Origin of the sequence: Flavobacterium reichenbachii (assembly GCF_002217435.1) — a bacterium.
Taxonomy (GTDB): Bacteria; Bacteroidota; Bacteroidia; order Flavobacteriales; family Flavobacteriaceae; genus Flavobacterium; species Flavobacterium reichenbachii.
The window spans coordinates 1-24,503 of record NZ_MUHF01000014.1; the positions used below are offsets into that span (position 1 = coordinate 1).

Sequence of the window (24,503 nt, forward strand, 5' to 3'; positions counted from 1 at the left end):
AACTTAGCTTCACTGCCAGCTGTTACGGCACAATGTAGCTTAGCGAATATCACAGCACCAGAGGCGACGGATAATTGTTTGGGAACTGTAACGGGAACTACAACGACAACTTTCCCCATTACAGCATCGACAACAGTGGTTTGGACTTATAGTGACGGTGCAAATACATCCACCCAAAATCAAACCGTAACGATAGCTGATACTATGGCACCAGTTGCTAACTTGGCTTCACTGCCAGCCGTTACGGCGCAATGCAGCGTAGCGAGTATTACAGCTCCAGCGGCGACGGATAATTGTTTGGGAACTGTAACGGGAACCACAACCACAACTTTCCCTATTACAGCATCGACAACAGTGGTTTGGACTTACAGTGACGGTGTAAATACATCCACCCAAAATCAAACCGTAACAATTGCTGATACTATGGCACCAGTTATCACTTGCATTGGAGATCAGACCTTATCTTGTGGAGAAACGACAATTCCTGATTACAGAACCTTAATTTCTGTATTAGACAATTGTGATACATCACCAACATTTAACCAAACTCCAGCGGCCGGAACTGCATTTTCAGCTCAAACAGTTGTAGAAATTACTGCAAAGGATAAGAGTGGTAATAGTTCGAAATGTAATTTTAAAGTATTTGAAAAAATAGTTTTGGCAGATGCCGGAAATGATGTCTATATAAAAGAAGGAGAAACGGTTCAGCTTGACGCAATAGCAGCTGAAACAGGCAGTTTTAAATGGAATGCAGCTGCCGGACTGAGTAATTTACTTGTAGCAAATCCTGTTGCAAGTCCTTTAGAAACTACCACATTTACAGTAGTTTTTAAAAGTTTAGAGGGGTGTCTGTCTGAAGACAGTATTACTGTATTTGTTGAGCAAGATCTAAAAGACGATACAAAATACGGTTTTTCTCCAAATGATGATGGAATAAATGATTTTTGGGAGATTGATACTTTAGAGAAATATCCTGATAACGAAGTTTACATATACAACCGTTGGGGAGATCTGGTTTTTTATATTAAAAATTATGATAATGCCACAAATGTTTTTAGTGGAATCGCAAACAATAAAAGAAGTCTTGGCGCTGATGTTCTTCCAGAGGGAACTTATTTTTTTGACATTAAAATAAAAGGCACGCATCATCTTAAAAAAAACAAGGGATTCCTTGTATTAAAACGATAAATAATGACTAATAAATATTTTACGCCGGCATTTGTAGTTATATTCACCATGCAAATCAGTTTAATTTTTGCACAACAGACCCCAGTATTTGCTAATTATAGTTATAATACCGTAGTCATTAATCCTGCACATGCGGGTTACTATGAAAATACGGATCTAACTTTCGTTAATTCAGGTTTTTTTAATGCTGTTGAAGGAAGTCCCAAAAGCATGGGGTTGACGGTAAATGCACCGCTTCGTTCGAAACATATGGGATTAGCAGGTGGAGTTTCAACAGATGAAATAGGGGTTACAACAGCGGCAAGTTTTTTTGGAGCCTATTCTTATAAGATTTTTTTTGATTCGGAATACGGGCAGGGAAGATGGTGGGCTTATGATCCAAATATTATATCTTTTGGTATAAGTGCAGGCGGAACATTGTATAACGAAGATTTATTGAGTTTGGGAATCGAAAATGATCCTGAATTTCAAAGTAATATTAATGCTTTTGTGCCTGCCATAGGTGTTGGTATTTTGTATAATAGAGATCGGCTTTACTGGGGGATTTCTGCTCCCAATTTTTTAGGAAATTCATTGTCATCAGAAAGAAATATAAATTTCAAAAATCCATTTTACAGTTATTTTGGCTATCGTTTTTTTACCAATCAATTCGAGGAAGTATTGATTAATCCCAGCATGCTGATCAAATACGTTTCCGGAGCCCCACTTCAGGCTGATTTTAATTTAATGATAAATTACCTAAATAAGGTAGAATTTGGAGCAGGATATCGTACTAGCGAAACAATTAATTTAGTGGCGGGACTTCATCTAGGGGCTAATTTTAAAATATTATATAATTATAGTTATGCGTTAAAAGAATATAATAATATCAATACTCATGGTATTATACTTAATTATCGTTTCGGTAAGGGGTTTTAAAAAAAAAAGTTGCCTTTTTCGCGTCTTTTAATATTTTTAAGGAACATTATATATGAATCTAGATTCCATGGTCTCTATCGATATTGAATTTCTTGTTTGAAATTTCAATTCTGTAGAAGTGAAATTAACTTTTGGTTGTATAATTAACATTACTTAAAATGTTATTCAGTTGCAGATTTGAGCCTAAACTTCTTAGGGCTTGATTTAGCAAAACTTTTAGTTGTTGAAAATACCGAATACCACGATTTGCTACAAAATTTGTTCTATTGAAATATTCGATAAAACCGCCTTAACTATTTGTTGTAAAATTGGAGGCAACTCCAGTTTGAGAATTAATAGAATCTAACATTGCAAAAAAGTCGCATATCCAGTTTACAGCCTAAACAAATTAATAATGGTTCTGTCGCATCTTGGAATAACTTTTATCTTTAGAATTTAAACCGATCAAAAAATGAATACTAAAGGTCATTGTTACCCAAAACAAATAATTCTTCAGGCAGTATATTTCAAACTAAGATTTACACTTAGTTATCGGGATGTTGAAGAGATCATGAAAATGCGCGGAGTTCATGTTGATCATGCTACTATTCAACGCTGGGTCTATAAGTTTACACCTTTGCTTGAGACAGAGATGAAGAAGAGAAAAGGCAGAGTGGGGACGAGCTGGAGATTGGATGAGACATATATCAAAGTAAAAGGAATTTGGTGTTATTTATATCGAGCGGTAGATAAATTAGGCAATACGGTTGATTTTCTTTTGACCAGAAAAAGACAAAGAATGAGCGCTCAGTCTTTTCTAATTAAAGCAATTGGTAATAATTCCCGTCCAAGAGTAATAAATATTGATAAAAGCGGTTCTAATACTGCCGCTATCAAAGTATATAACAAACGTTCATTCTCAAAGATTAAGATCCGACAGTGTAAATATCTCAACAATATTGTAGAACAGGACCATCGTTTTATCAAGTGGCGCATACAAAACGGATTAGGTTTTAAAAGTTTTGAATCGGCCAGACGAACATTGAGTGGAATTGAAGTTGTGCATATGCTTAGAAAGAATCAGATGATTGGACCAGGGATATCTATGTTTAAATCATTCTGTAAATTGGCGGGCTAAATTTTAAATTATTTAAATTCTTATATTTGATTCTGAAAGATGCGACAGAACCTTATTTACAGGTAATGCATACAATACCGGTTTGGTTGATGCCGATAGTGTTTTTACAACAGCGGTTGGCAATGTCTATTTCGAGCCTGGTGCAAGAAGCAACTGGCACAGTCATCCCGCGGGTCAAATCCTGATTATTACCGATGGTGTTGGTTATCATCAGATTGAGGGCAGGCCTGTTGAAATTATCAAAAAAGGTGACGTCATAAAATGTCCGCCAAATGTAAGGCATTGGCACGGTGCTAGCGCTGATGTGGGTTTGCAGCAATTGTACATCGTTCCCAACACCGAAAAAGGAATTGTAAACTGGAACGAAGCGGTAACCGATAAGTTGTATAAAAGTGTTCAATAGTTTTTCAAAAAGAATTGAAATTAAATATAATTAATTATGGAAAATAATATCAAAGATAAAGTAGTAATCATTACAGGAGCGAGCAGCGGGATGGGAGAGGCTGCTGCCAGGCATCTGGCAGAACTTGGCGCTGTAGTGGTACTTGGTGCAAGAAGAGCTGACAGAATTGAAAAGCTGGCAAAAGATATTCAGCAAACGGGCGCGCATGCCCTTGCTGTAGAAGTGGACGTGACAGATATGGAGCAGGTAAAAAACCTGGTTGATTCAGCAGTCCGGCAATTTGGACGTGTAGATGTTATACTCAATAATGCAGGGGTCATGCCTTTGTCCCCAATGGACCGAGTGAATGTAGAGGAGTGGAACACCATGATAGACGTGAATATCAAAGGCGTTCTTAATGGCATTGCCGCTGTTCTGCCTTATATGAAAGAGCAAAAGTCTGGCCAGATTATCAACACTTCTTCTGTGGCAGGCCATAAGGTATTTTACGGCTCTGCAGTTTATTCGGCTACCAAATATGCGGTTCGCGCCTTAACGGAAGGCTTGCGTATGGAACTGAAACCCTATAATATCCGTACCACCATTGTATGTCCGGGTGCTGTTAAAACAGAGCTGCTGGAACATATTTCAGAGGCAGATATCCAGCAGGCCAACAAGGATTATGTAGGCGAAGTAGGAATTAGCGCGGACAGTTTTGCCCGTGTAGTGGCTTTTGCAATTAGCCAGCCTTCGGATGTAGACATTAACGAAATTATCTTTCGCCCAACAGCGCAGGAGCTTTAATAGACTTCTGATCCAAATATAGAAAATATAGTAAATTAAAAAAAATCCATAACTCAGGAGTGGTATTTAAGCATTAAAAATTAATTCAAACATAAAATGAAAAAAGCATTGGCAATCACAATATTGTTTCTGATCACAGGGCAATTATTTGCACAAAAAATAAAATTAAATTCAGAAAAAATGAACACATCAAAAGAAAATTATACATTCCAATTAAGCGATAAGGTAACCCGTCAAAAAGTGAGCTTCAAAAACCGTTATGGTATTACTTTAAGCGGAGATTTATACTTTCCTAAAAATGCTGGAACTGAAAAATTGTCTGCATTAGCCATCAGCGGGCCTTTTGGAGCGGTGAAACAGCAATCGTCTGGATTATATGCCAATCAAATGGCTGAACGCGGGTTTATTGCTTTGGCTTTCGACCCGGCTTATACAGGGGAGAGTAGTGGCGAGCCAAGAAATCTGGCCTCTCCGGAAATCAATACCGAAGATTTTAGCGCTGCGGTTGATTTTTTGGGATTGCAGAAAAATGTTGACAGAAATAAAATTGGGATCATCGGGATTTGTGGTTTTGGCGGCTTTGCTTTAAATGCAACTGCTGTTGATAAAAGGGTTAAAGCCGTTGCTGTGACTAGTTTATATGATATGACCAGAGTAATGTCGAAAGGCTACAATGATTCAGTTACTCTCGAACAAAGAACAAAAACATTGGAGAATTTAGGTGAGCAGCGTTGGAAAGATGCTGAAAAAGGAAAACCGGCAGATGGTCCAAGAAATTTACCGGAAGCATTGAAAGGTGATGAACCGCAATTTATAAAAGAATATTTTGATTATTACAGAACCCCGCGTGGTTTTCAAGTTAATTCTGTGAACTCAAACGGGGCATGGCTTGCAACCAATCCAATATCTTTTATGAATATGCCGATACTCTCTTATGTAAGGGAAATTGCGCCACGACCAATGTTATTGATCGCAGGGGAAAAGGCGCATTCAAGATATTTTAGTGAAGATGTTTTTAAACAGGCCAATGAGCCAAAAGAATTAATCATTATACCAAATGCAGTTCACGTTGATCTGTATGACAAAGTGGATGTGATTCCTTTTGATACATTAGGGCATTTCTTTAATGATAATCTGAAATAAGATATCGCGCGGTTTTTATCAAATATCAATTAGCCCCATCTCCTAACGCTCACGCTAATTAAACCTGCAAAGTCATTTGATTTTGGAGGTTTTTTTTGTAAGTTTATAATATGCAGAAGCCATAATGACGATACATGGAAGACTGCCACAATATAATCAGTAAATAATTTTTGAGAAACTAAATTTTAAATGGCGAGAATATTTATCACCGGCTCGGCAGATGGTCTTGGGCTGTTGGCAGCTGGCGCATTAATCGCCCAAGGTCATCAGGTAGTCCTTCATGCGAGAAATAAAGAACGAGGCAGAGAGGCACTGGCTAAAGCGCCTGATGCACAAACAGTTCTTATAGGAGACCTGGCTAATATAGAGGATACAATACAGCTGGCAGAAAAAGTGAATGCTTTAGGAAGCTTTGATGCTGTTATTCACAATGCGGGTGTTTATTATTACCCGGCGCCTGAGCTTCTTGCAGTAAATACCCTTGCCCCATATATTTTAACCTGCCTGATCAAAAAGCCTAAAAAGCTAATTTATATAAGCTCTGACATGCATGAAAGCGGGCATGCAAAACTTGAATATTTTGACAAAGTAATAGGCAAAATAACTTATTCCGATACAAAATTACATGTTCTGCTACTTTGCAAGGCAGTTGCCAGAAAATGGCCGGATGTTTATGTCAATGCTTTGAATCCGGGTTGGGTTCCGACCAAAATGGGTGGCAGAGGTGCGCCTGAGGATTTAAATAAGGGATATGAAACTCAGGTATGGCTTGCAGGAAGCAGTGATGAAAAAGTGAAGGTAAGCGGAAATTATTTTTATCATAAAAAGCCGGTAAGTTACAATCCGCAGGCTGATGATGTTTTATTGCAAGAGCGCTTTTTGTCCACTTGCGACAAGATTACTGGCATCTCGTTTTCATAAAAGATACTTTTTTTTAGAATCCTAGCATTCATTTAGAATTAGCAGAGCAGGAAAATGCCAGCAAATCTGTCGGTACCTTTTTTATTTTTTTTCAGGATCAATACATTAAAATTTTCGCTGGGAAGGTTTAATAATGCCAGGTGATTTCATCTTCTTTAAGCTCCTGGTTGCCAACGTTCCCAATTTCGAATTCCTTCTTTACGGGATTATCCTTTTCGGGTGCTATGGTTTCAAAGGAATCATTTTCAGCCTCGCTCTTGTGGGCATTCCTATCCGTTTGAGACCCCTTTGAAGGGCCATTCTCTATAAGGTCCTTTTTTATGTCCTTCCCCGTTATGTCTTTGGGGCCGCTTTGGGGTTCCTTATAAGGGTGCTGCGGGTCATAGGGGCTGGGTATTTTTGGCTGCGTGTTTTGGGTCCTTGATCGGGTTTTGGGAATTACGGTGGTGCTTGTGGTAATTTTTGGTTGTATGGGAGTTTGTTGTTTTATTTTTTGGATTAGATTATTGGTGTTGTTTTTTTAGGTTTAATCTTATTTTTTTGGAGCTTTTTCCCGCTATCCGTTGCAATCTTTTGTGCCGAACACCGGCACAAAAGGATTTGCACTGCTATCGGGGCTAGGGAAGTACCCCCGTTTTTTACTGGATGCCATTTAAATTAAGGGTGTTTTCTTCTTCGAGTCTTTTGTTTCTCTCTTTCTTTTGGGAAATATAAATTCGGAAACTAACGAGAGATACTATTAAAATGAGTATGCCAAAAAATAACGCTCCATTTCCGTTAATGGATCCGGAATTCATGCTGGTTCCTAAACGGGTTTTGTAGGATTGACCATTTGATAAAATATTATTGAATTTCATGTAAGTACCAACTGCAAGAAGCAGCAGACCTATAAAGAAACATAAACCGGAAAATATCTTGGTTGAATACATCGAAATTGTTTTGGAAATACTTTATTGATTTTGATTGCGTACACAGCAAGATGCGCTCTGGCCTGGGAATAACTCAATTGCACAAATATGTTGCAGTGATTGTTAGCAGATATATTATTGGTGATTTTGATTATAGTTATCAGCAATATCAGTCCAATCATTTTTCCAGGTTTTGTAAAAATATAAATCAGCCATATGCCAATCTTCTTGATCCCAATCCTCTCTTTCATCCACTAATTTCAAACTTTCATTTTTAATGGATGCTATTAAAAATAGTAAAAAATCATTAAAACTATCAGCTATTACAGAAATTGGCTCGGGTTCTCCTTGCGGTAAATATATTATCTGGCCTGTTTTACCACTAAAGTTAGGTATGTAATCTATGCATAAAAAATTCCCCGAACCATCGTGGGCAAACGGAATTCTTTTATCTGAAAATAACAAAGGGGTTATTTTATGCTTCTGGAAAATTTTCTCAGGTCTGTTATTTTGCTCTTCATTATTAAAAGAATCCCAATTAATTTTAACCTGTTCAATATTTGAAAAACCAAATCCCGCCATGCAACAAAGAATATGCTTTTCTCCATTGTAATTTTTTAATAATTCAATGTACTCTGAAGGCAAGTCCTGTTTTACATATTTTTGAAAGTCATCTATTTCAAAATCTTTTAGGCCTTTATTCATTAAGGTTTCGAAAATATCCAGTTTGTTTTTAAATGTTGCAATTACTTTGTTTACAGTCATGTTCCTTTTTTTGTTTTGTTTTAAATATATCCGCTACGTTTGGCCGCTTGGCAATATGGTGGAGTAGGTAAGCAGTAAGTTTTGGTTAATGACTAATTTTTCAAGTACAAAATCAGCTTTCCATTAAGACTATTGCCTAAATCCGTTGTATTTGTTAGCAGTAGCCCTTATTTCATTTGCTTTTTTTCGGAATGTTTGATAGGGTCGATAAATTCTAAATCAAGAAAATTGAGTTGATCGTTGATGTTGGAAAGTAGGAGGTTTATTTTGGGATTCAATTTTTTATATTTGGTTTATCTATTGAAACAATAAAATTGTATTTTATAGATTAATTGAAGGATTGCCGAAACTTCAAAGGGCATATTCCGCTTTTGCTTTTGAATAACCTACTGAAACTCTGCGAATGCTCAAAACCCAATTCATATGCTATTTCTGAAATAGATAAATTGGTAGTAGATAATTTCTCTTTTGCTTTTTCAATAAGTTTGATTTGAATGTGTTGCTGTGCGTTTTGTCCTGTTATTGAACGCAACATATCACTCAAATAACTGGACGACATATTCAGTTTATCAGCCAATAATTGCACTGTTGGAATGCCTTGTTGTATTGAGCTTGAGTTGTTAAAATAATTGTCTAAAATTTCTTCCAATTTTTGTAATAAGTCATTGTTTATTGCTTTTCGGGTAATAAATTGCCTTTTGTAAAAACGGTTGCAATAGTTAAGTAACAATTCAATTTGAGCTATTATTACATCTTGGCTAAAATCGTCTATTCTGCTTTTTAATTCTTCGTCAATTATATTGAAAATGGATAAAATGGTTTCTTTCTCTTTGTCCGATAAATGCAGAGCTTCATTGACAGCATACGAAAAGAAGCCATATTCCTTTATTTTCTTTGCCAATGAATATGTCAAAAAGAAATCAGGATGAATAAGTAACAAGAAACCGCTTGCAGAATTTCCGCTTGGGCTTTCAAAAATTTGATTGGGCGAAGTAAACACCAAACCTCCTTCGCCAAAATCATAATAATTTTGTCCGTATTTTGCTTGACCGCAAAGTCCTGTTTTATAAGAAATCTTATAAAAATTCATTACCATCGCTTTTGGAAAATCTTCTGGCAGTTTTTTTATTTCATTAATATCAATAAAACTAACCATCGGGTGTAAGGGCTTTTGTAGCCCAAATACCTGATGAAAGTCGCTTAATGATTCAAATTTATACAATGAATTTTCTTCTTTTTTCATTTTTCAAATTTACAAAATTTATAAGTAATAGGTTTTTACCAAGGACAATCCCCCGTTTCTGGATTGTGTTCTTCACTAATAAATTTTCCAGTTGGTCCATTTTCATCAATCATTGCATATTTTGCTATTCTTGTACCTGCTTCTTGAACGGTTCCAGTGCCACGATGTCCATTAAAATCGGTAGCAACAAATCCAGGACAAACGGCATTTACTTTAAATGGAGTATCTCGTAATTCATAAGCCAAATTGATAGTGTACATATTCAATGCTGCTTTTGATGCTGGATAAACTGCCGCCTTATGTGTATAATATTTCCAAGTAGGATCGCAATGTAAAGTAAGTGAACATCCACTTGATGATACATTTACTATACGTGGTTGTGAAGATTTATGCAACATATCGATAAAGGCTTGTGTAACTCTTACTACACCATATAAATTGGTTTCAAATACCAGTTTGAATTGGTCAATACTAGCTTCCAAAGCAGCTTGAGGCCATCCACCGTTAATACCTGCATTGTTGATAAGCACATCTAAAATTTCCGTTTTTTTACCAATTTCAATTCTTGCCGATTTTACTGAATCATCATTTGTAACATCCAATTGTATTATTTCAACATGTATTAAACCATCGGCTTTAAGTTTTTCAACTGCTGTCAAGCCATTTTCTAAATTTCGACTGCCTAAAAAAACATAATAGCCATTTTGTAATAGTTGTCTTGCTGTTTCGAAGCCAATGCTTTTGTTGGCTCCTGTTATTAATACTGTCCTCATTTTATGTGTCTTTAACTGTTATATGCCAATGCAAAATCTTTAGCAAAATCTGTAAATTTTATTTTACCCATTATTGGTTTGTTGCGATAAAAGTCTTCAAACAACAAACCACTACGCTGACTTGCTTGCATTTCTACCATTCCTTCGGCAATTTTCGTATTTACTCCCATATCCAGCATTCCTTTTAACATTTCTTCATCTGAAATTTCAATCCACTTCAAATCAGGGCTTCCGATAGCTTCTCCCAAAATTTTCACTAGTTCGTTGGGTGAAACTTCATCACTTGCTATATAACGCACTGTTCTTCCTTCAAAAGGCAATTCCATTTCTTCGGCAATGGCATCAGCAATATCAAATGGCGACACCCAAGGTTCTTTTTTATTACCACCGTGATTTGAAATAATTGCACCTTTTTCTTTTATAGATTGCATCGACCTGAATAAATTGTTGTAAAAACCTGTTGGTCGCATAAATTTGATAGAAACATCATTTGGAATTTGTTGTAAAATGTTTTCCACATCATAATGAGCAGAAAGCGATCCATAGCCACTAGCACTGTGAGCCCCCACACTACTTAAATGCACGATTTTTTTTACTCCAGAATTTTCAATGGCTTGTTTGTAATTGTTACCTATAAGATGAAATCCAGCTAAAAAATCGACTTCTTTATCAAAAATATTGCCGATTCCTTCCCAAGCTTCCATCAAGTAAACTATATCAGCACCTTTGAAAGTTTCGGTTAGAAAACCGACATCATTCATAGTGCCAATAGCCGGTTTTGCACCCAATACTTCAATGTCATTTTGTCTTTCGGCTTTACTACTGATGACTGTTACTGAATGTCCATTTTGCACCAAAATTGGTGTAAGTGATTTTCCTATGTTCCCCAAAGAACCTGTAATTACTATTTTCATATTTCTGTTTTATTTTGTTGATACAAAGGTCAGCAACAAGTAAAAAAGAGAAGTAACCTAATTGGGGAATTTCGTAACTGAAATGAGGATGTTGTCGAAATTGTCGAGTTTGCTGGGTGTGTCGTACCATTACCGCTAACGTTGAAGCATTGGCGTTGTGGCGGAAATAGAATTCCGTCAGCCGAATATAGTACAAAAGCTAAATAGTAGTACAAATGTTGAGCCTATATTCTTCAGCCGCCATAATGCCAATGCAATGTTAGTGGCTGCCCGATTTTCTGTCACAAATGTTCAATAACTTCCGTCAGCCCCGACTTATCAAAGTTTTTGTTAGCGGTTCGGGCTTTTGTCCTCTGTTTCATATTTTAGTAGTTCAGTATAAGGATCGCCTGTCAATTCAAGTGCTATTGCAAATGCAGGTTCTGTCTTATGTCCTTGTCGTTTGAGTTCAATAATCTGCTGCCTGAATTTCTCTCCGTATTTGTTAAGTAAATAATTCTCAACTATTAAGTGTCTGTATGCAAATTGTTGTCTTGTTGGAGTGCTTTGTCCAAAAATTTCAATTTCAAAATTATCTACAAAAAAGTTGGCTACAATAGAAAAATCAGATATGCTTTTTTGCTCCCTGATTGTAAAATTACCTTCGTTTCTAAAACTGTCGGTGATTGTTATTATAAATTCTTGTTTGTGGGCAAAACAGCATACAATATCAAGGTCGCTACTTTCAATGTCAATATCAATTGGTATTGTCCCGACAAGAATAGGGTCAAAATATTTGAGTTTTACTAAAATTTGATTGTTGGTCAAGGTAGAATACGCTTGTTGCTGTCGGTTGTTGCCACGTTGCAAATATTCTATGTTGTCAAAATTCATATCCAATTACACTTTTTTTTCATTTCTCAATTTGTTTATCTCCCCAATCTTTAAGATAACTGATAAAAGGAATAAGTTCTTGCCCTACTTCTGTCAATTTGTATTCTACTTTTGGAGGTACTTCGTGATATACTTTTCTGTTAATCAAGTTATCGCTTTCCAATTCTTTTAGAGTTTGTGTCAGCATTTTGGTGGTAATATCTGGCATTGTTCTACTTAATTCCCCATAACGCAAGATGGTATGCTCGTGTAAATACCACAAAATTCTGCCTTTGTATTTGCCTCCAATACGTTTAAAAGCGAAATCAACTGAACAAGTTGTTTCTTCTGGACAAATTTTTTCCTTCTTTTTCATTTTTTAATTAATTGATAATCAGTAATACATTATTTTTGGTACGTATCATACATTAAAGTACATACTTGCCACAAAGATATATATAATTTAATTTTGCTGCTCACTATAATAACAAATAAAAATGAATTCAAGTTTAGAAATAAAAAAAGACAGACCTACTGTTATGAAAGCAGTTAGGCAACATGAATATGGCACACCTGAAGTACTTCGTTATGAAGATGCACCGATTCCTAAAGTAAAAAAAGGAGAAGTATTAGTAAAAGTAAAAGCCATAGGACTAAATCCGCCTGACTGGTATTTACGAGATGGCTATAAAATGTTACCTCCTGAATGGCAACCTATAGTAGCATTTCCTATTATTCTTGGTACAGATATTTCGGGAGTAATTGTTGAAGTCGGTGAAGATGTAAATCAATTTTATATCGGTGATGAAGTGTATGCAATGGTTCGGTTTCCAAGCTATGGACCGAGTCAAGCGTATGCTGAATATGTGAATGTGGCGGTTAATGAAATAGCTATTAAACCCAAAAATATTGATTTTATTCAAGCTGCTGCTGCACCAATGTCATTACTTACTGCTTGGCAATTTATGATTGACCTTGGGCATAACGAACCAAATCCCTTACAACCTAACAAACACGAACCAGTTTCTCTCTCTGGAAAGAGAATTCTTGTAAATGGCGCAGGTGGAGGTGTAGGTCATTTTGCAGTACAATTGGCAAAATGGAAAGGAGCTTATGTTATTGCAGTAGCATCAGGTAAACAAGAAAAATTATTACGTGAGCTTGGTGCTGATGAATTTATCGACTACACTAAAGATGCAGCTGAAAACATAGTTTCTGATATTGATTTAGTAGTCGATTCTGTTGGAGGCTCAACTACAGGTCGCTTCTTAAAAACACTTAAAAAAGGAGGTGCCTTATTTCCAATTTTTCCTTTGGGTTTTTCTGGTGCAGATGAAGCCGAAAAATTAGGTGTTACCGTATCTGCAACGCAAGTAAGGTCAAGCGGCTCACAGCTTTCAGAACTTGCTGATTTGCTAGATAATGGCACAATTAAAGTTGTTATTGATAGTGTCTTTCCGTTAGCAGAAGCTCGTAAAGCACACGAAAGAGCCGCAAAAGGACATATTCAAGGAAAAATAGCACTTACTGTTTAAGTAAAATATTTAGATATGAATATAAAAAATTTAGAAGACAGAATTGCTCTAAAAGAACTTGTTGATAAAATTTCAATTCTTGGAGATAAAAAAGATTTTAAAAATCAAGTGCAATTATTTTCAGAAAATGCCATTTCCGAAACCATAGAGGCAGGAAAAACAATTTTAAAACTGGAGGGAAGAAAAGAAATGGTACAAGCATTTGAGAATTTTCTTCAAAATATTGAAACTGTTTATCATTTCAATGGTCAGCAGGTAGTTACAATAGATGGAGATAACGCTGTAGGGAAATGCTATTGTTTAATTACACTAATAGGAAATGAGAATGAAAAAAAAATAAAAACTACTATCGGTGCAACCTACGAAGATGAGTACATTCGTAAAAATAATAAATGGTTGGTTGCGAAAAGAGTAGGTTATTTTGAATGGCAGAATAAGATTGAAATCAATTGATAAGATGTGAATACATACCATAAGTGCTGTCGAATATAGATAGCACTTATTTTTATGCAGAGTCAATAGTATCCTGCTACATTGCCTTTTGTGATTTTAGCATAACAGCTCATCCAAAGCCTGCATTAATTTCCCGACATTTTGATCGTGAATTTATTGTATAGTGTTAACTGTTTCATGGAAGGGCCAATTCGTACTTAATTTAAGTCATTGGCCCTTTTTTTATTGCCCTGTGCGCTTTGATGCGACTCATTTCTGGCCAGTTCAGATTCTTTTAGTTCCTCACGGTCAAGCTGCCCAATTTCGAATTCCTTCCTTACAGCATTATCCTCTTCGGGCGCTATGGTTTGAAATTTGCCACTTTTATCCTCATGTTCTTTAGTATCAATATCCGTATGAGACCCCTTTGAAGGGTCATTCTCTATAAGGTCCTTTTCTATGTCCTTCCCGGTTATGTCTTTGGGGCCGCTTTGGGGTTCCTTATAAGGGTTCTGCGGGTCATAGGGGTTTGCTGTTTTTGGCTGCGGGTTTTGGGTCTTTGGTTTGGTTTTGGGAATTACGGTGGTGCTTGTCGTAATTTTTTGTTGTATCGGAATTTTCCATTTTATTTTTTTAATTAAATTATTGCTGTTGTTTTTTTTAAAGGGGTGTGGTGGTATAGGCTGGGTAGTATGGGTGTGCTTGTCCTGCGTTTGTGCTTTGTGATTTATTATCAGGCTTGTATGTAATATAATTTTTAGGGTTTATATAATTTTTTGGAGCTTTTTCCCGCTATCCGTTCCAATCTTTTGTGCCGAACCCCGGCACAAAAGGATTTCCACTGCTATCGGGGCTAAAAAGCTGAATCCATGTTTTATGTTTCGGCGTAGTTTTTCAATAATAATTTCATAAGCCGCTGACAAAACTTTTATCTTTAATCCTTTCCCTTTTTATAATTTCTTGAACGAAATTATTTTGGCCAGTCTTTGGCAAATTTTATCGATGCTTTTTTAGATATAATATGTTAAAATAAATTTCAACACTACAAATACAGAATTTCTTCAGATTTCATCTTCAACTTTGCCTTATAATTAATCTTTAAGATAAAAACCTATCACTTAATTTAATCTGTTTTCTATGGGGAAAAACTACGTTTATTTTTTATTTCAACAGGCGTAATTAGTAATTTCTAATCTTTTCTAAAATGTTAAAAACCTTCCTCTTATTCCTTTTTGGTATGACTTCGATTTATGCACAAAACACAATAAGTGATACAATTGCTGTACAAGATACCCTGCCCAATTTAAAATTTAATTACAAACAATTAATCATTCCCGGGGTTCTTTTGGGATATGGATTTATTGGTTTGGAAAGTGATCAGCTTAAGAGTTATAATTCAGAAATTAAGGAAGAAGTAAATGAGGATATTGATCATAAAGTTTCAATTGATGATTTTTCTCAGTGGGCACCTGCAGCTTCTGTTTATGCACTTAATGCTTTTGGCTTAAAAGGGAAAAATAACCTAAAAGACCGCTCTATTATTTTGGCCAGTTCTTATTTGATGATGAGCGTGTCGGTATTTGCCCTGAAAAATATTACTAAAGTTGAAAGACCGGACGGATCTTCTAATAATTCATTTCCATCAGGGCACACGGCCACTGCTTTTGCGGGAGCCGAATTTATGTATCAGGAATACAAGGACCAATCCATTTGGTACGGAATTGCAGGATACGCAGTAGCTACAGGAACGGGACTTTTTAGAATGTATAATGACAGGCACTGGCTTACAGATGTAGTGGCGGGCGCAGGTATAGGAATATTAAGCACAAAAGCTGCGTATTGGATTTATCCTTATCTGCAGAATAAGGTCTTTAAATCCTCAAAAGAAAATAAAACCACATCGATGATTATGCCTTTTTATAACGGAAAAGAACTGGGATGCAGTTTCGTAAGGCAATTTTAAAGCAGTAAATAATTTAGGAACTACAAAATTAATTTCCATAGACAGATTATGTAAGTCTCTCTATGGAATTTATGTTTTTATAAAACAAGAACCTGCAAAGCGCCCGGAAGTATGCTTACTTTTATTTTATTTGTTTTTAAATTATACCTTTCTCCGTCAATTTGGGCATCAATGAAGATTTTGGAAGGCATTTCGATTTGAATATTCTTTACTAAAAAGTGTCTTGCCTTTTCAAATTTTTCAATTGAATTTCGAAGCACATGATAACCCAGCATAATTTTTTCTGGAAAGGACAATTTCGGTATAATAATCATATCAAGTAATCCGTCGTGAAGACTTGCTTTTGGGGTTAGGCTCATATTATAACCCATTTCGTTTGAGTTGGATATGAATAACATCAAAGGATCTGTTTCCACAATCTGATCGTTATAATGTACAATGGTTTTTTGGGGTTTAAATTCTAAGCTGGAAGATAATGCAGCCTTGATATAAGCGGGAAGTGTTCTTTTTCCTGCTCTCTCATATTTCTTGATAATCATGGCATCAATACCAATGCCCATATTGCTGAAAAAGTATTTGTGATTCAATTGCCCAACATCCATGGCTGTTGAATTTCCTTTTTTTATAATAGCAATCGCTTTGTCAAAATTTCTGGGAATATTCAAGTTAGAGGCGAGTCCGTTTCCTGAACCTACGGGAATAATCCCTAACTTAATTGAAGTTCCCACAAGGCATGAAGCTACTTCATTGATGGTTCCGTCCCCACCGCAAGCAATTATATAATCGGGATTTCTAGTAATAGCAGCTTTTGTGAGTACTATGGCATGCTTTTTCTGGTTGGTGTAATCAACTTGAATTTTATACTCCTCTTTTGAAAATTGACTTAAAATATAGGAAGCAGAAAGGTTGTGTTTGCCGCTTCCCGATATTGGATTGATTATAAAATGAATATAAATCATTATTTTAAAAGTTTATTGGTAAAAAGAAAATCGGCAGTCTGGTACCACGAAATTGTTTCTTCTAAAAATGACTCGTCGATAGTAAGAGCTTTAAGGCTGTTATCTTTTTTGTTCCAGGAGTAAAAGGCCTGCTTTTTCTGGTCTGATAAAATCATTACTTTATCTTTTTTCATCAAAACCAGTTTGCGATAAGTTCCCATAACAGCACGTTGTTCAAAACGGTTATCCAAAACATTTTTTCCAAAAAAATCAGATTCATAGTTCCAGTGAAACAAAGAAAAAAGGGTAGGCCACAAGTCTATTTGCGAACATTGCGTGGCTATTTTTTGATTCTGATTTTCATCTAAATTTACAATAAAAGCGGGAATATGGTAATTGGCAACATCTATTTCGTCCTTTCCGGCACTGCTGGCACAATGGTCAGCAATGATAACAAAGACAGTATTCTTGAACCAGGGTTTTGTTTTGGCTTTTTTGAATAGTTCCTTCAGGGCAAAATCGGTATATTTTACCGCTCCTTGTCGGCTTGTTCCCGATGGAATATCAATTTTTCCTGACGGATAAGTAAAAGGCCTGTGATTGGATGTTGTCATAACAAAATTGAAAAATGGCTTTCCGGCTTTGTATTGCGCGTCTGCCACTTTTAGCATTTTATTGAAAATGTCCTCGTCACAAATTCCCCATGCATTTTCAAACGTTACTTCGCTATCATTGATATTATTTCGGATCGTTTTAATTTCGTCGCTCAAAACGCTTCCCCGTCCACGATCGTAAATCGTAAATCCGTTGCCTCCAAAATAGGCGTTCATATTATCAAAGTAACCGTCTCCGCCATAGAAAAAATTACAATCGTATTTTCTGGATTTAAAAACATTAGAAACCGTATAAAGATTGTGATTATTAGGTCTTTTTACAATGCTCTGGCCCGGCGTGGGAGGTATGCATAAAGTAACGGCTTCCATACCTCTGACGGTCCTGGTTCCAGTGGCATATAAATCCTCAAAAAAGATACTTTTCTGGGCAAGACTATCCAGAAACGGAGTTATGTTTTCTTTGTTTCCGAACTCCTTAAGAAAACTTCCGCTAAGGCTTTCCACTAAAATAAAGACGACATTTTTATTTTCAGGGGAAGCAGCGCTGTCTGTTATTTTTCTGTGAATGGAAGAACCACTTTTAAAATAAACAGCATTATCAGCGGCCAGTTTTTTTCTTATAACACCAAAAGCTCTGTCGTTATCAATTGAAGTATAGAAGTCCACATATTTCATCTGGTTATTCCTAAAAGCAGCAAAAAAGGAATAAATTCCGGACTTTGAAATTTCAGAATTATAGCGGTTGGAAGACCATTCCGCCTGATTATTGGTAATAAAAAAAACAAAAAACAGAGCGACAATTATAGCTGAAGACAAAACTGAAAGCCTGGTTTTAAAAGTCGCTTTAGACGTAAAGGTCGTTGTAAAGGCTCCTCTTTGATAAAAAAGAAACAGAAATGCTGCACTTAACAGTAAAACCCCGCCAATTAGCAAAGGAAGCGGATAAGACTGTTTAATATTGGCTACAACTTCATGTGTATAGATAAGATAATCAACGGCTATAAAATTAAATCGGGTTTTGAATTCATCCCAAAATGTCAATTCGGCAAAAAAAGTAAATACAAGAATAAAGACCACCAGTGATGTGAAAAAATAAATAAGGATTTTATCTAATATCGAGCCAATCCATTTATTGGGCATTAGACTATAATAAAATATACTGCAGAGTGAAATGAAAGTAACAGTACCAAAATCAAAAAACAAACCTGTAAAGAATGTTCTTAAAATGGAAATTAAACTCCAAGAAACTTCGTCATATTGCCATATAAAAAAAGCAATTCTCAGCAACAGTGAAAGGGTTAAAAACCAGATAATGAAATGAAACAACAGCGAATATCTGCCGTATTTTGAAGATAATTTATTCATATATTTTTAGTATTGAAAAGCAAATTTTATAATCCAATTCTGAATTTATTTTGAATTTTGGTTTTTATTGGGAAATCAGAATTTATAACTGTAGCCAAAGCGAACTACTTGTGTCTCATAGTAATCCTTGCTGGTGTAGCGGAAACCCTCACCCTGGATTTCTTTTTTTATTACCAGTGTATTGAAGATGTCGGTGGCATTTAAAAATACTTCGCCTTTTCCTTTTTGCACCATCTTTTTTACACCGAGATCTGTAGAAAAGCGTGAATCAATTTTTCCTTGTGGAATAATATCGGGTGCCAGGTAAACCATTGAAACCTGCCCCGAAAGTGTTGTGCTCAATTGAAAAGTATTGTTCCATTTTACATTTCCCGAAGTTGCTTCCTGCAGACTTGCGTTATAGGTTGACGGAACGGGATATAAATTGGTTACCGTAAAAGCGTCAATAGTATTTTTATATAAATTACCATTCAGATTAAAAGAATACCACGAGGTGAGTTCTTTGGCAAAGACAAGCTCAATGCCAAAAGAAGAACTTTCCATGGCATTTTGGAATACATTATAAATGATTGGGCTGCCCGGAACCGTTGTTGCAATTCGGGTAATGGTACCGTTTACCACCCTGTAATAAAGTGAACCTAAAAAATAGCCTTTCTTAAAATCGGTTTTATAACCCAGTTCAAAGGCACTTGTGTACTGCGGACGAAGGGCAGGATTTCCTACTTTAATAATTTCAGCATCATCGTATTTTGGAAAAATACGAATATCGACTTCATTAGGCCTGTCGACACGGCGGTTGTAAAAAGCGGTAATTTTATTTTTATCGTCTATTTTGTAAGCGAGTTTAACACTCGGAAAAGGTTCTGTATAATTGTAACCGTCACTTTTATAAACAGGATGATTGGGGGTTACCTCATACTTTAGCTGTACATATTCATAACGCAGTCCGAGCTCCGCTTCAATTCTTTCTGTTTCATAAATATAGCTGCCATAAACAGCAGGTATGATTTCTTTATAGGTGGCCCATCCTCCGGCATTGGCATCGATAGGGGAGTTTTCGCCGGGAAAAAACTGCATATTGGTTGGAATTTGGCGGTTTCTAAATTTTAGGCCCGTTTCAAAACGACCGTATTTTAAAGGCTGGATATAATCTAAATTCAGATCGATTACTTTTTCATCTGAGAGTAACTTAAAAGCATCTTTTCCTGTAGAAGCTGGCAGATTATTATCAAAGAAATACTTTTCATCTTCCTGATGATACGTGTAATTAATTCCCGCGTTTAATTTTCGTCCTGCCTGTCTGAATTTATGCTGATAGGAAGCGCTTGCCATCACAGTTGTCTTAAGCTCATCTTCTAGAAATTGCCAGAGACGCAAACGCTCAGAATAATCGGCATTAAAAAAAGGCTCATCACCGTGATCGATAATTTTTTCGCTTCCAAATAATCCGGAAAATGAAAAAGTATTCTGGTCGTTATAATTCCAGTCGATTCCGGTTTTAATGGTGGTAAAATGCGTGTCGCGATTTCGCTTGGTTTGCTGGTTGATTATGGTGCCGTCATCGTAGGTTCTGGTTACAAACTCATTTTTGTTCAGGGTTTCTGTATACAGATAATCAGCTTGTAAATAGGTATTTACTTTATTTTTTCTGTAATTTAAAGACAGGCTCGGATTGATTTTAGGGGTCATGTGATATTGATCCCTGATAGTGGGAAGATTTGACTTGCGCTCCCACAACGCGCCATAACCCGAACTAATTCCTATTTTACCATTGAGGCCATCCTGCTTATTTTTTTTATAAATGATATTGATGATTCCGGCATTTCCGTTTGCATCATATTTAGAAGATGGATTATTGATAATTTCAATTTTTTCGATGGCTGAAGCCGGGATATTATCCAATCCGGACTGGCTTCCAAATCCTGTGAGCGCGGTTTGTTTGCCGTCAATTAAGATGGTTACTTTATCATTTCCCCTTAACTGCACTTTTCCATTCTGAACCGTAACGCCGGGCAAACTCTGCATAGACTGCAGAACTGAACCTCCGCTTTGGGTAATATTATCAGCGACTGCAAACACTTTTTTATCCATTGTAACAGGATTTTTTTGGGTGTCTGATCTCACAATTACTTCAGATAAAGTATTGATGTCTTCTTCCATTTCGATAGCTGCAAGATCCAGGTAATCAGAAAGGCTGCCAACAAATACGGCTTGGGATTTGGTTTTAAAACCAATTGAAGTGACCTCTAGGGTATAATTTCCTGAATTTACTCCTGTTATTGTAAAGCGCCCATCTTCGGTGCTAACAGTTCCGAAGAAAATTTTAGGATCTTTTGAAGATTTTAAAACAACATTGGCGTAAGGTATCGCAACTTTGGATTTACTATCGGTAATAATTCCCGAAAGAATTACAGATTTTTTCTGGGCAGATAATTGCATTACGGCTATCAGCAGAAAAGAGAAGAGCAGTAGTGTTTTTGATTTCATTTGTACTATTTAAAAAAGAATAGTACAAAGCTCATAGGTGATTCTGTAGGAAGTTTGAATTTTCTAAAAAATCACCTCAAAAGTATGCAGATTATCGGTAAAGGAATAACGGATATCCCAATGGTTAATTTCGCAGATTTTTTTGATAATTGCAAGTCCCAGCCCATTTCCCTGCGATGACGGATTTATTTTTGAAAAACGATTAAAGATACTCTGCGCTCCGAGTGGCGTTTGCTGACCCGTATTGACAAATTTTAGTGAATTGTTTTCTATGATAATATCAATGACGCCATTTTTTATATTGTGGCGAATGGCATTCAGGAATAAATTATTAAGCAGCACTTCTGTCAGGGCAGTATTTCCTTTTGTTCTTAGAATATTTTTAAAATGCGTATTGATTTTTACATTTTTGGCTTGTGCCTGTTCAATAAAAAAGCCGAGGTGTTTATCAATATATTCGCTCAGAACAATAGTATCGCGATCCAGATAACTTTCATTATCAATTTTAGAAAGTAATAAAAGGTTTTTATTGAGTCTGTTAAGCCTTGAAACATCCTTGTTAAGAGATCCTACTAAGGCAGATTGTTCTCTGGTTAAGTCCAATTGCTGGAGCGTGTCAATTTTAGTCTGAAATAAAGCCAATGGGGTCTGAAGTTCATGAGCTGCATTTTCTACAAATTCTCTTTGGCTTTTATAAATAACAGTGTTTTTTTCAATTAACCGTTCAAGACTTTTATTAAGCCTGTCAAATTCGTCGATATCTGTTGCAATAAATTCAGGCGGACTATTTTTATCAATTTCAAACTCCTCAATCTGGCCCAGAGTATTGTAGAAGGGTTTCCAGATTTGTGCAGCCGATTTTTTGGATATCCAGATAATCCCAATAAGCAGGATAATGATGATAAAAAGGAACATGAAAGCAACGCTGATCACCATTCCTTCCATTTCTACCAGATTACGCTTTTCTATATAAGTATATTTTTTTCCGTTTATTTCTACCGGGGCATACAGTATGCGAAATGGCTCTTTTTCATTGGCCATGGCTTCAAAAATCATCTCACCGACGATGGAGTCTTTGTTCACGCCCATATCGGGCACAATAGTAACATTATGATTGTATTTGTTCCATGCTGCAATGTCATTGGCGGTATAATTGCTATGGCTTTCCTTTACAAAAGCCCCTTTATGAAAAAGCAGTACTTCGTCTGTTTCATAAATGTAGAGCCACTGGCAGGTATAATAAAATACCGGCGCCGCTACTAAAAGTATAATAACAGCGTAAATAAGAAAACTGTTGGTTGTTTTAAGAAGTAATTTTTTATTGCTCATTTTCCCATTTATATCCTAAGCCGTACACCGTTTTTATATAATCTCCGCTGCCGGCCTGAGTTAGTTTCTTTTTAAGATTTTTGATATGGGCATATATAAAATCATGATTGTCCAGCATATCGGCCATATCCCCGGAAAGATGCTCTGCAATAGCCGATTTTGAAAGCACTTTATTCTCGTTGCCAATTAAAAACAAAAGTAAATCTAATTCTTTTTTGGTAAGATCGAGTTTTATATCGTTTACAGTTACTGTTTTGGAGAAAATTTCGACCGTAATTTCATTAAAGACAACACTATTGCTTCCTTTAAAATTTTTACGACGTATAAGCGCCTGCATGCGGACTAAAAGTTCAGCCAGATGAAAAGGTTTAGTCAAATAATCGTCAGCGCCCAGATTAAATCCCTCCAAACGCGTTTCAAGGTTTTCTTTGGCTGAGATAATAATTACGCCTTCGGTTTTATTTTTGGCTTTTAACTCTTTTAAGATATCAAAACCATCACCATCCGGCAGCATAAGATCCAGCAGGATACAATCATAATCATAGCTGTCAATTTTGGTGCGTGCCAAATTATAGTTTTCGGCGGTTTCGCATTGAATGCCGTTTGTTTTAAAATAGTCTTTGATGCTCTGCGCAATTTCGCGCTCATCTTCAATAATCAAAATTTTCATGCTGCAATTTACAAATGAATTCTGAAGAAAATCTGAATAAAAGGACTCTTTATTGAAATTAAATCAGCCTAAAATGTTTTAAAATAGCAGATTGTAAAATTCTTTCCATCGTATGACGGGGCTATAAAGGATGTCGATTTATTTTGTTCACCATGAAATAATTTCCTTGTAATATAGGGATTCATCCAGTAGGCAATTTTGGTGCTCAGAATTCCAATTCCGGCGCCTGCCGCTACATCTGTAAGCCAGTGCCTGTTGTTGTACATTCGAAATATGCCGGTACCTGCAGCCACCGCATAACCCGCCACACCATACCATATGGATTTGTCCTTGTATTCCTGATATAAAAATTCAGCGCCTGCAAAAGCGATAGCGGTATGGCCGGAAGGAAATGAATTATTGGAAGATCCATCGGGGCGTTCTACATTAGTAACTGATTTTAAGGCAAAAACAGTTCCCACGGTTATAATGGTTGAAGTTGCCAGAATTACAGAACGGTCGCGCATATTATTTTTTCCCTTGACCCCAAAAGCATTAAGCGCATAAACAGAAACTGCAGGAACATATCGTGAAAAATCATCTATTGTAACTTTTTTATCAATGTCTTCTGTAAATTCATCACGGATTTGAAAGTTAAAACTTTTAATCTGCCCGCTTTCAGCTCCCCAAAAACCATATCCTATCAAAACTCCCGGAATGATAAGCTGTTTGTAATTGAAGGTGATGTTTTTAACCGTGTCATTTACTATAGAATCCTTTTGAACTGTATTTTGCCCTATGGTAAAGCACGCAAAAAGTAAGGAAACAACTGAGAGAATAAATTTTTCCATCAAATTTTTTTTAGTATATATCTTTAATAAAGTTACTACAATTTTAGATTATAAATATTCACTCCCGATGATGCTATAAAAAAACATTAGTGGTAACGATTTTTTTATAGCATCAAATCCAGATGCATTAAAATTTTCTCTGGGTAGGTTAATTATTTGCACCACCACCGGTGTGATCCCTTGCGCGTTCATCTTCCTGAAGCTACTTCTGGCCAAGCTGCCCGATATCGAATTCCCTCTGCACCGAATTGTCCATCTCGGGCTCAATGGTTTCTAAGGAATCATTTTCATCCTCATCGCTCCTCTGGTTATCCATATCAGTTTCAAACCCCTTTGGATGGGTCATTCTCTATAAGGTCCTTTTCTATGTCCTTCCCCCTTATGTCTTTGGGGCCGCTTTGGGGTTCCTTAT

General features: G+C 36.2%; 23 protein-coding genes. 10 read left to right on the forward strand and 13 right to left on the reverse strand.

Going from position 1 to position 24,503, the window contains the following annotated elements; all coding sequences use genetic code 11:
* The 7 genes from B0A68_RS12350 to B0A68_RS12380 all read left to right on the forward strand — a co-directional run.
* Positions 1-1,188, forward strand: a 1,188-nt coding sequence (locus B0A68_RS12350) for a T9SS type B sorting domain-containing protein (RefSeq protein WP_123947505.1), incomplete at its 5' end; no start/stop codon positions are given.
* Positions 1,189-1,191: 3 nt separating this feature from the next.
* Positions 1,192-2,106: a PorP/SprF family type IX secretion system membrane protein gene (locus tag B0A68_RS12355; RefSeq protein WP_035680725.1), complete on the forward strand. Its 915-nt coding sequence runs from the start codon at positions 1,192-1,194 to the stop codon at positions 2,104-2,106.
* A gap of 451 nt (positions 2,107-2,557) precedes the next feature.
* On the forward strand, positions 2,558-3,223 hold the full coding sequence (locus tag B0A68_RS12360; protein ID WP_035680727.1) for an IS6 family transposase: 666 nt from the start codon (positions 2,558-2,560) through the stop codon (positions 3,221-3,223).
* Positions 3,224-3,305: 82 nt separating this feature from the next.
* Complete coding sequence (locus B0A68_RS12365; protein WP_240475223.1) at positions 3,306-3,626, forward strand: cupin domain-containing protein; 321 nt, start codon at positions 3,306-3,308, stop codon at positions 3,624-3,626.
* 36 nt (positions 3,627-3,662) lie between these two features.
* Entirely contained in the window at positions 3,663-4,409 is a 747-nt protein-coding gene (locus tag B0A68_RS12370) for an SDR family oxidoreductase (protein ID WP_035680734.1), read from the forward strand.
* Between the two features lie 96 nt (positions 4,410-4,505).
* A complete protein-coding gene (locus tag B0A68_RS12375; RefSeq protein ID WP_035680735.1) occupies positions 4,506-5,552 on the forward strand; it encodes an alpha/beta hydrolase in 1,047 nt (348 codons plus the stop codon).
* Between the two features lie 189 nt (positions 5,553-5,741).
* Positions 5,742-6,473: an SDR family NAD(P)-dependent oxidoreductase gene (locus tag B0A68_RS12380; protein ID WP_035680737.1), complete on the forward strand. Its 732-nt coding sequence runs from the start codon at positions 5,742-5,744 to the stop codon at positions 6,471-6,473.
* A 638-nt stretch (positions 6,474-7,111) separates the two neighbouring features.
* On the opposite strand, the gene B0A68_RS24335 is transcribed toward B0A68_RS12380, so the two are convergent.
* The 7 genes from B0A68_RS24335 to B0A68_RS12410 all read right to left on the reverse strand — a co-directional run bounded on the left by B0A68_RS24335 (position 7,112) and on the right by B0A68_RS12410 (position 12,304).
* On the reverse strand, positions 7,112-7,402 hold the full coding sequence (locus tag B0A68_RS24335) for a hypothetical protein (RefSeq protein ID WP_123947506.1): 291 nt from the start codon (positions 7,400-7,402) through the stop codon (positions 7,112-7,114).
* Positions 7,403-7,516: 114 nt separating this feature from the next.
* Positions 7,517-8,146 (reverse strand): SMI1/KNR4 family protein, encoded by a 630-nt coding sequence (locus B0A68_RS12385; RefSeq protein ID WP_035680740.1) that lies wholly within the window; start codon positions 8,144-8,146, stop codon positions 7,517-7,519.
* A 328-nt stretch (positions 8,147-8,474) separates the two neighbouring features.
* Positions 8,475-9,389 (reverse strand): helix-turn-helix domain-containing protein, encoded by a 915-nt coding sequence (locus tag B0A68_RS12390; RefSeq protein WP_035680743.1) that lies wholly within the window; start codon positions 9,387-9,389, stop codon positions 8,475-8,477.
* Between the two features lie 35 nt (positions 9,390-9,424).
* On the reverse strand, positions 9,425-10,162 hold the full coding sequence (locus B0A68_RS12395) for an SDR family oxidoreductase (protein WP_035680746.1): 738 nt from the start codon (positions 10,160-10,162) through the stop codon (positions 9,425-9,427).
* A gap of 11 nt (positions 10,163-10,173) precedes the next feature.
* Entirely contained in the window at positions 10,174-11,076 is a 903-nt protein-coding gene (locus B0A68_RS12400; protein WP_035680747.1) for an NmrA family NAD(P)-binding protein, read from the reverse strand.
* 330 nt (positions 11,077-11,406) lie between these two features.
* The gene (locus B0A68_RS12405; RefSeq protein ID WP_035680749.1) at positions 11,407-11,949 is read right to left on the reverse strand and encodes a DUF4269 domain-containing protein; all 543 of its coding nucleotides are present in this window, start codon (positions 11,947-11,949) and stop codon (positions 11,407-11,409) included.
* Between the two features lie 19 nt (positions 11,950-11,968).
* Positions 11,969-12,304, reverse strand: coding sequence for a winged helix-turn-helix transcriptional regulator (locus B0A68_RS12410; protein ID WP_035680751.1), 336 nt, complete (start codon positions 12,302-12,304; stop codon positions 11,969-11,971).
* A 121-nt stretch (positions 12,305-12,425) separates the two neighbouring features.
* Here B0A68_RS12410 and B0A68_RS12415 point away from each other — a divergent pair, with 121 nt between their 5' ends.
* The 3 genes from B0A68_RS12415 to B0A68_RS12425 all read left to right on the forward strand — a co-directional run bounded on the left by B0A68_RS12415 (position 12,426) and on the right by B0A68_RS12425 (position 15,858).
* The gene (locus B0A68_RS12415) at positions 12,426-13,463 is read left to right on the forward strand and encodes an NADP-dependent oxidoreductase (protein ID WP_205623776.1); all 1,038 of its coding nucleotides are present in this window, start codon (positions 12,426-12,428) and stop codon (positions 13,461-13,463) included.
* A 15-nt stretch (positions 13,464-13,478) separates the two neighbouring features.
* Complete coding sequence (locus B0A68_RS12420) at positions 13,479-13,916, forward strand: nuclear transport factor 2 family protein (RefSeq protein ID WP_035680753.1); 438 nt, start codon at positions 13,479-13,481, stop codon at positions 13,914-13,916.
* Between the two features lie 1,183 nt (positions 13,917-15,099).
* Complete coding sequence (locus tag B0A68_RS12425; RefSeq protein WP_084678968.1) at positions 15,100-15,858, forward strand: phosphatase PAP2 family protein; 759 nt, start codon at positions 15,100-15,102, stop codon at positions 15,856-15,858.
* Between the two features lie 77 nt (positions 15,859-15,935).
* On the opposite strand, the gene B0A68_RS12430 is transcribed toward B0A68_RS12425, so the two are convergent.
* From B0A68_RS12430 to B0A68_RS12455, 6 genes are all read right to left on the reverse strand, one after another.
* Positions 15,936-16,817, reverse strand: coding sequence for a diacylglycerol/lipid kinase family protein (locus tag B0A68_RS12430; protein WP_035680758.1), 882 nt, complete (start codon positions 16,815-16,817; stop codon positions 15,936-15,938).
* Positions 16,817-18,775, reverse strand: coding sequence for an LTA synthase family protein (locus B0A68_RS12435; protein ID WP_035680760.1), 1,959 nt, complete (start codon positions 18,773-18,775; stop codon positions 16,817-16,819). The genes B0A68_RS12430 and B0A68_RS12435 overlap by 1 nt, the downstream gene beginning before the upstream one ends.
* A 75-nt stretch (positions 18,776-18,850) precedes the next feature.
* Positions 18,851-21,262, reverse strand: a complete 2,412-nt coding sequence (locus B0A68_RS12440; RefSeq protein ID WP_035680763.1) for a TonB-dependent receptor domain-containing protein — start codon at positions 21,260-21,262, stop codon at positions 18,851-18,853.
* Between the two features lie 63 nt (positions 21,263-21,325).
* Complete coding sequence (locus tag B0A68_RS12445) at positions 21,326-22,591, reverse strand: sensor histidine kinase (protein ID WP_035680768.1); 1,266 nt, start codon at positions 22,589-22,591, stop codon at positions 21,326-21,328.
* Positions 22,581-23,261 carry a response regulator transcription factor gene (locus tag B0A68_RS12450; protein WP_035680771.1) on the reverse strand — a complete coding sequence of 227 codons (681 nt, stop codon included), beginning with the start codon at positions 23,259-23,261 and terminating at the stop codon, positions 22,581-22,583. Before B0A68_RS12450 ends, B0A68_RS12445 begins: the two co-directional genes overlap by 11 nt.
* Positions 23,262-23,329: 68 nt before the next feature.
* Positions 23,330-24,091 (reverse strand): phosphatase PAP2 family protein, encoded by a 762-nt coding sequence (locus B0A68_RS12455; RefSeq protein WP_035680773.1) that lies wholly within the window; start codon positions 24,089-24,091, stop codon positions 23,330-23,332.
* Positions 24,092-24,503 lie beyond the last annotated feature (412 nt).